At 65.4% G+C, this 6,667-nt stretch carries 6 protein-coding genes and 1 pseudogene; 4 read left to right on the forward strand and 3 right to left on the reverse strand.

Translation table 11 applies throughout. The features are described from left to right. Positions 1–38: 38 nt before the first annotated feature. Positions 39–752, reverse strand: coding sequence for a Crp/Fnr family transcriptional regulator (locus tag ACZ5CR_RS27810; protein WP_468862139.1), 714 nt, complete (start codon positions 750–752; stop codon positions 39–41). 356 nt (positions 753–1,108) lie between these two features. Between ACZ5CR_RS27810 and rpsL the strand changes: the two genes are divergently transcribed. From rpsL to tuf, 4 genes are all read left to right on the forward strand, one after another. Beyond that, positions 1,109–1,480 (forward strand): 30S ribosomal protein S12, encoded by a 372-nt coding sequence (rpsL, locus tag ACZ5CR_RS27815; RefSeq protein WP_003948652.1) that lies wholly within the window; start codon positions 1,109–1,111, stop codon positions 1,478–1,480. Positions 1,481–1,482: 2 nt separating this feature from the next. Continuing rightward, entirely contained in the window at positions 1,483–1,953 is a 471-nt protein-coding gene (rpsG, locus tag ACZ5CR_RS27820) for a 30S ribosomal protein S7 (protein WP_003974303.1), read from the forward strand. 39 nt (positions 1,954–1,992) lie between these two features. Then, positions 1,993–4,119: an elongation factor G gene (gene fusA, locus ACZ5CR_RS27825; protein WP_468862141.1), complete on the forward strand. Its 2,127-nt coding sequence runs from the start codon at positions 1,993–1,995 to the stop codon at positions 4,117–4,119. A 152-nt stretch (positions 4,120–4,271) separates the two neighbouring features. Then, positions 4,272–5,465 carry an elongation factor Tu gene (gene tuf, locus ACZ5CR_RS27830; protein WP_160506655.1) on the forward strand — a complete coding sequence of 398 codons (1,194 nt, stop codon included), beginning with the start codon at positions 4,272–4,274 and terminating at the stop codon, positions 5,463–5,465. Between the two features lie 146 nt (positions 5,466–5,611). Here the strand turns inward: tuf and ACZ5CR_RS27835 are convergent, their stop codons facing one another. After that, positions 5,612–6,106, reverse strand: a complete 495-nt coding sequence (locus tag ACZ5CR_RS27835; protein ID WP_468862143.1) for a Uma2 family endonuclease — start codon at positions 6,104–6,106, stop codon at positions 5,612–5,614. Between the two features lie 49 nt (positions 6,107–6,155). Beyond that, a pseudogene (locus tag ACZ5CR_RS27840) lies at positions 6,156–6,667 on the reverse strand (helix-turn-helix domain-containing protein); the annotation flags it as partial.

Raw genomic sequence — 6,667 nt, forward strand, 5'->3', positions numbered from 1 at the left:
TGCACAGAACTCGGGCCGACGAGGCAGGCGGAGGGCTGTCAGACCTCCGGATGCTCGGCGCTGGCTATTCGGCGTAGTACGTCCGGGCGCACGATGAGCAGTGCCCTGCGCCCGGTCACTACGACACCGCGGGTGCGAAGCTCCTTGAGGAGTCGCTGTACCGCCTCACGAGAGGCCCCGACAGACCCGGCCAGCTCCTGCTTGCTCAGGGGGACACAGAGCTCGATGCCGTCATCGGTCCGACGGCCGTGCGTGCGGGCCAGATCGAGCAGCAGCACGGCGAACCGCTCCCGCACGCTCATCGAAGCGAATTCCAGGCGTCGGCGGTCGGCAGCGCGGGTGCGGTCGGAAGTGAGTCCGAGGAGGGCGAATGAGACAGCAGGGGAGCGGGAGAGGAAGTCGGTGAAGTGCTCGCGTTCCACCGCCACGGCGCGCACGGGTTCCAGGGCGGTCACCGTCGCCGACCGTGGCCGTCCGGTGAGCGCGGCGGCTTCGCCCAGGACATCGCCGGGACCACGCAGGGCGAGCAGCGCCTCATATCCATTGGGGGCGGCCGCAGTCACTTTGCACCAGCCCTGCACCAGAAAGAGGACATGCGACGACGGCTCGCGCTCGTGCAGGAGCATGACGCGAGGTGCGAAATTCAGGACGTGGCCCAGAGCCAGGAGCTCCGAGCGGTCGGCGCTCTCCAGTCGCGCGAGGAACGGAACCTGATCATCCAGGCCACTGCCGGGTAATTGCGCCCCCGTCATACACCCCTCCTTGATCGATACTCCATGCACCGTTCAAGTTACTTAAAGTGTCCATGGCATAGTTCGGAACGGCCGAGCCGGTGTTGGATCAAGGTCGAGAAGTCCGGCGTGTCGGGGTGGCCTGCATTTGTTTTGACCGAACCCGATGAGGTAGGTACGCTCAGACCTTGTGCCTGGGGTGTGCCTGGGCTCGCGCGCGTGTCTTCAGCCGCATCGCGAGTCCGAGAACGGCCACCGTAATCTGCGCCTCTTTCCGCCTTGCGGCGGGAGTCTGCAGCATTCGACACACCCGACCGCGTGGGTCGGCGATGTTCCAGGTTAGCTTTACTATTCGGCACACAGAAACCGGAGAAGTAGTGCCTACGATCCAGCAGCTGGTCCGAAAGGGCCGGCAGGACAAGGTCGAGAAGAACAAGACGCCCGCACTCGAGGGTTCGCCCCAGCGCCGCGGCGTCTGCACGCGTGTGTTCACGACCACCCCGAAGAAGCCGAACTCGGCACTCCGTAAGGTCGCGCGTGTGCGTCTGACCTCCGGGATCGAGGTCACGGCCTACATTCCGGGTGAGGGACACAACCTGCAGGAGCACTCCATCGTGCTCGTGCGTGGTGGCCGTGTGAAGGACCTGCCGGGTGTTCGTTACAAGATCATCCGCGGCTCCCTTGACACCCAGGGTGTCAAGAACCGCAAGCAGGCCCGCAGCCGCTACGGCGCCAAGAAGGAGAAGTAGAAATGCCTCGTAAGGGCCCCGCCCCGAAGCGCCCGGTCATCATCGACCCGGTCTATGGTTCTCCTCTGGTGACCTCCCTCATCAACAAGGTGCTGCTGAACGGCAAGCGCTCCACCGCTGAGCGCATCGTGTACGGCGCCATGGAGGGCCTGCGCGAGAAGACCGGCAACGATCCGGTCATCACGCTCAAGCGCGCGCTGGAGAACATCAAGCCGACCCTCGAGGTCAAGTCCCGCCGTGTCGGTGGCGCGACCTACCAGGTCCCGATCGAGGTCAAGCCGGGCCGTGCGAACACGCTCGCCCTGCGCTGGCTGGTCGGTTACTCCCGCGCCCGTCGCGAGAAGACCATGACCGAGCGTCTGCTCAACGAGCTCCTCGACGCCTCCAACGGCCTTGGTGCCGCTGTGAAGAAGCGTGAGGACACCCACAAGATGGCCGAGTCCAACAAGGCCTTCGCGCACTACCGCTGGTAGTCGCTACCCACATCGAGACCGAGAGAAGACTGAGCCGATATGGCTACCACTTCACTTGACCTGGCCAAGGTGCGCAACATCGGCATCATGGCCCACATCGACGCGGGCAAGACGACGACCACCGAGCGGATCCTGTTCTACACCGGTGTGTCGTACAAGATCGGTGAAGTCCACGATGGCGCAGCCACCATGGACTGGATGGAGCAGGAGCAGGAGCGTGGCATCACGATCACCTCTGCTGCCACCACCTGTCACTGGCCGATGAACGACGTCGACCACACCATCAACATCATCGACACCCCGGGCCACGTCGACTTCACCGTCGAGGTGGAGCGTTCGCTCCGCGTGCTCGACGGTGCCGTGACGGTGTTCGACGGCGTCGCCGGTGTTGAGCCCCAGTCCGAGACTGTGTGGCGTCAGGCTGACCGCTACGGCGTCCCGCGTATTTGCTTCGTCAACAAGCTCGACCGTACGGGCGCCGAGTTCCACCGCTGCGTCGACATGATCGTCGACCGCCTCGGTGCGACCCCGATCGTCATGCAGCTGCCCATCGGCGCAGAGGCTGACTTCAAGGGTGTCGTCGACCTCGTCACGATGAAGGCCTTCGTCTGGTCCGCAGAGACCAAGATGGGCGAGGCGTACGACATCGTCGACATCCCCTCGACGCACACCGAGGCCGCTGATGAGTGGCGCGGGAAGCTCCTTGAGGCTGTCGCCGAGAACGACGAGCAGATGATGGAGCTGTACCTCGAGGGCCAGGAGCCCAGCGAGGAGCAGCTGTACGAGGCCATCCGTCGCATCACCATCGCGTCGGGCAAGGGCGGCGACACCACCGTCACCCCCGTGTTCTGTGGCACCGCGTTCAAGAACAAGGGCGTTCAGCCCCTGCTCGACGCGGTCGTGCGTTACCTGCCTTCCCCCCTGGACGTCGAGGCCATCGAGGGCCACGACGTCAAGGACCCCGAGGTCGTCGTCAAGCGCAAGCCTTCGGACGAGGAGCCCCTTTCGGCTCTCGCGTTCAAGATCGCGAGCGACCCGCACCTCGGCAAGCTCACCTTCGTCCGGATCTACTCCGGTCGCCTGCAGGCCGGCACCGCGGTGCTGAACTCGGTCAAGGGCAAGAAGGAGCGCATCGGCAAGATCTACCGCATGCACGCGAACAAGCGTGAGGAGATCGAGTCGGTGGGCGCCGGCGACATCGTCGCCGTCATGGGCCTGAAGCAGACCACCACCGGTGAGACGCTGTGTGACGACAAGAAGCCGGTCATCCTGGAGTCCATGGACTTCCCGGCGCCGGTCATTCAGGTCGCCATCGAGCCCAAGTCCAAGGGTGACCAGGAGAAGCTGGGTGTAGCCATCCAGCGCCTCTCGGAGGAGGACCCCTCCTTCCAGGTGCACTCGGACGAGGAGACCGGCCAGACCATCATCGGTGGTATGGGCGAGCTTCACCTCGAGGTGCTCGTCGACCGCATGAAGCGCGAGTTCCGCGTCGAGGCGAACGTCGGCAAGCCCCAGGTCGCGTACCGCGAGACGATCCGTCGGGCCGTCGAGCGCGTGGACTACACCCACAAGAAGCAGACCGGTGGTACCGGTCAGTTCGCCAAGGTGCAGATCGCGATCGAGCCCATCGAGGGCGGCGAGGCGTCGTACGAGTTCGTGAACAAGGTCACCGGTGGCCGTATCCCGCGGGAGTACATCCCGTCGGTGGACGCCGGTGCGCAGGAGGCCATGCAGTTCGGCATCCTGGCGGGCTACGAGATGACTGGTGTTCGCATCACGCTTCTCGACGGCGCCTACCACGAGGTCGACTCCTCCGAGCTGGCGTTCAAGATCGCCGGTTCGCAGGCCTTCAAGGAGGCCGCGCGCCAGGCGAAGCCTGTGCTGCTCGAGCCGATGATGGCCGTCGAGGTCACCACGCCCGAGGACTACATGGGTGATGTCATCGGTGACATCAACTCTCGTCGTGGCCAGATCCAGGCCATGGAGGAGCGCAGCGGCGCTCGCGTCGTGAAGGGCCTCGTGCCCCTCTCGGAGATGTTCGGCTACGTCGGAGACCTCCGCAGCAAGACGTCGGGTCGCGCAAGCTACTCAATGCAGTTCGACTCCTACGCCGAGGTTCCGCGGAACGTCGCCGAGGAGATCATCGCGAAGGCCAAGGGCGAGTAACTCACCCGAGTTGACGCTTTAGGCTTGACTCCGGAGTCTCCGGTGCATTCCGACCCTCTTCGGGTCGGGTGCCCCGGGCCCCGGGCATCCCAGCAAAGATCACCTGGCGCCGATGAAGCAAGGCGTACAGAACCACTCCGCAGGAGGATTCAGTGGCGAAGGCAAAGTTCGAGCGGACTAAGCCGCACGTCAACATCGGCACCATCGGTCACATTGACCACGGTAAGACGACCCTTACGGCCGCCATTACCAAGGTGCTGCACGACGCTTACCCCGAGCTGAACGAGGCCTCGGCCTTCGACCAGATCGACAAGGCTCCCGAGGAGCGCCAGCGCGGTATCACGATCTCGATCGCGCACGTCGAGTACCAGACGGAGACGCGTCACTACGCGCACGTCGACTGCCCGGGTCACGCGGACTACATCAAGAACATGATCACGGGTGCCGCGCAGATGGACGGCGCCATCCTCGTGGTCGCCGCCACCGACGGTCCGATGCCGCAGACCAAGGAGCACGTGCTCCTGGCCCGCCAGGTCGGCGTTCCGTACATCGTCGTCGCCCTGAACAAGGCCGACATGGTGGACGACGAGGAGATCCTGGAGCTCGTCGAGCTCGAGGTCCGTGAGCTCCTCTCCGAGTACGAGTTCCCGGGCGACGACCTGCCGGTCGTCAAGGTCTCGGCGCTCAAGGCGCTCGAGGGCGACAAGGAGTGGGGTGAGTCCGTCCTCAACCTGATGAAGGCTGTCGACGAGTCCATCCCGGAGCCCGAGCGTGACGTCGACAAGCCGTTCCTGATGCCGATCGAGGACGTCTTCACGATCACCGGTCGTGGCACCGTCGTCACCGGTCGTATCGAGCGTGGCATCCTCAAGGTCAACGAGACCGTCGACATCATCGGCATCAAGACCGAGAAGACCACCACCACGGTCACCGGCATCGAGATGTTCCGCAAGCTGCTCGACGAGGGCCAGGCCGGTGAGAACGTCGGTCTGCTCCTCCGTGGCATCAAGCGCGAGGACGTCGAGCGCGGCCAGGTCATCATCAAGCCCGGTTCGGTCACGCCGCACACCGAGTTCGAGGCCCAGGCCTACATCCTGTCGAAGGACGAGGGTGGCCGTCACACCCCCTTCTTCAACAACTACCGCCCGCAGTTCTACTTCCGCACCACGGACGTGACCGGCGTCGTGACCCTCCCCGAGGGCACCGAGATGGTCATGCCGGGCGACAACACTGAGATGACCGTTGAGCTCATCCAGCCCGTCGCGATGGAAGAGGGCCTGAAGTTCGCCATCCGTGAGGGTGGCCGGACCGTCGGCGCCGGCCAGGTCACCAAGATCAACAAGTAAGCTTCCCGCTTGCTTGCGGATCGGGGTAACCCGGTTGCTCTGAACTGAGCGCATCGCAGTAAAGGCAGTACACGCAGTAACGGAAGGGCCCGTACGACTTCGGTCGTACGGGCCCTTTTGCGTGCTGCTCCACCTGCGCCGGAGGCTTATGCGCCCGGCGCGCCGGCCTGGTTCTCGTAGCGGGGCAGGCCCTCGGTCGAAAGCGTCCACTTGCCGATGGTGACGTCTTCGCCATAGACGAAGTCCTTGCGGGTGGCGTAGCGCGGGCCCTGGGGTGTCGGGTGGATCTCGGACAGGACCGCTCCGGTGCCCGTGCGTGGGTCGAAGGCACCCTGCCCCTCCATGTCTTCTACGGCGATCACCATGATGTCCGGGTGCCGCATGATGCCTTCGGGCTCCTCCTCGACATCGGGCGTTCCCGTATGCGCCAGGATTTCGTCCGGCATCAGCTTTTCCAGGCGACGGCTGATTTGGGCTGCGGTCAGCTCGTGGGGGCGCCCCGGGGACACCATGTCGTGCACGATCCCTTCCTTGGTGATCTCCAGTTTTCCGGGAACGCTGTCCTGCATCTGATCCACGATGTCGCGCATGACTCGGTAGTGGAGCGAGTCCCGCCGTGCGTCGTCCGGGGCGATGGTCATGGCGTGCGCTCCTCGTCTGTGCCCAGGGGCAAGGGTCGTCACGTTCATGCTAGGTGGCCTCCATGGAGCTGGGTCGGCAGTCGCGGCAGCGGCCTGGTTCGGGGGCGCGGAAGGCGCGGTCGCAGGCGTCGCAGTTCTGGAGCGGGTGCCGGGCGGGTGGTGCGGACGCCGGCAGCGGTGGAGGCGGCAGCAGCGCTGTGAGGCGGTGGGCGAGAAGCGCGGCCGGGCGGCGTGGGCCCTCGGGGGGCAGTTGGCGTGTCAGGGCGTGGCGTATGGCGTCGGGGGTCACGTCGCGTTCCAGCCAGGCGGCGACGCCGGGGGCGAGGTGGGCGGCGTCGCGGGTGGCGAGGGGGAGACGGGGGTCCTGGCGGCGCAGGCCCATCAGGAGCTCGGTGGCCTGGTGGAGGAGAGCCGGGGCCGGGTAGGCCGGGTGCGGTACGGCGGGGAGGGGGCGGGCCTTCCTGGGGGGGGGTGCCCCTATGACTTTGGTCAAGGGGTTGGGGCGGGTTGGGCTTCGTAGAAGGTGCCGTCGCGGAGCATCGCGAAGAGGACGTCGGCTCG

The sequence above is a fragment of the Streptomyces sp. NPDC031274 genome (assembly GCF_055570235.1).

Bases quoted from the DNA above. Each gene is read 5' to 3' on its own strand.
- ACZ5CR_RS27835 (WP_468862143.1), bottom strand. From the start codon at position 6,106: ATGACCATCGCCCCGGACGACGCACGGCGGGACTCGCTCCACTACCGA.
- fusA (WP_468862141.1), top strand. From the start codon at position 1,993: ATGGCTACCACTTCACTTGACCTGGCCAAGGTGCGCAACATCGGCATC.
- ACZ5CR_RS27810 (WP_468862139.1), bottom strand. From the start codon at position 752: ATGACGGGGGCGCAATTACCCGGCAGTGGCCTGGATGATCAGGTTCCG.
- rpsG (WP_003974303.1), top strand. From the start codon at position 1,483: ATGCCTCGTAAGGGCCCCGCCCCGAAGCGCCCGGTCATCATCGACCCG.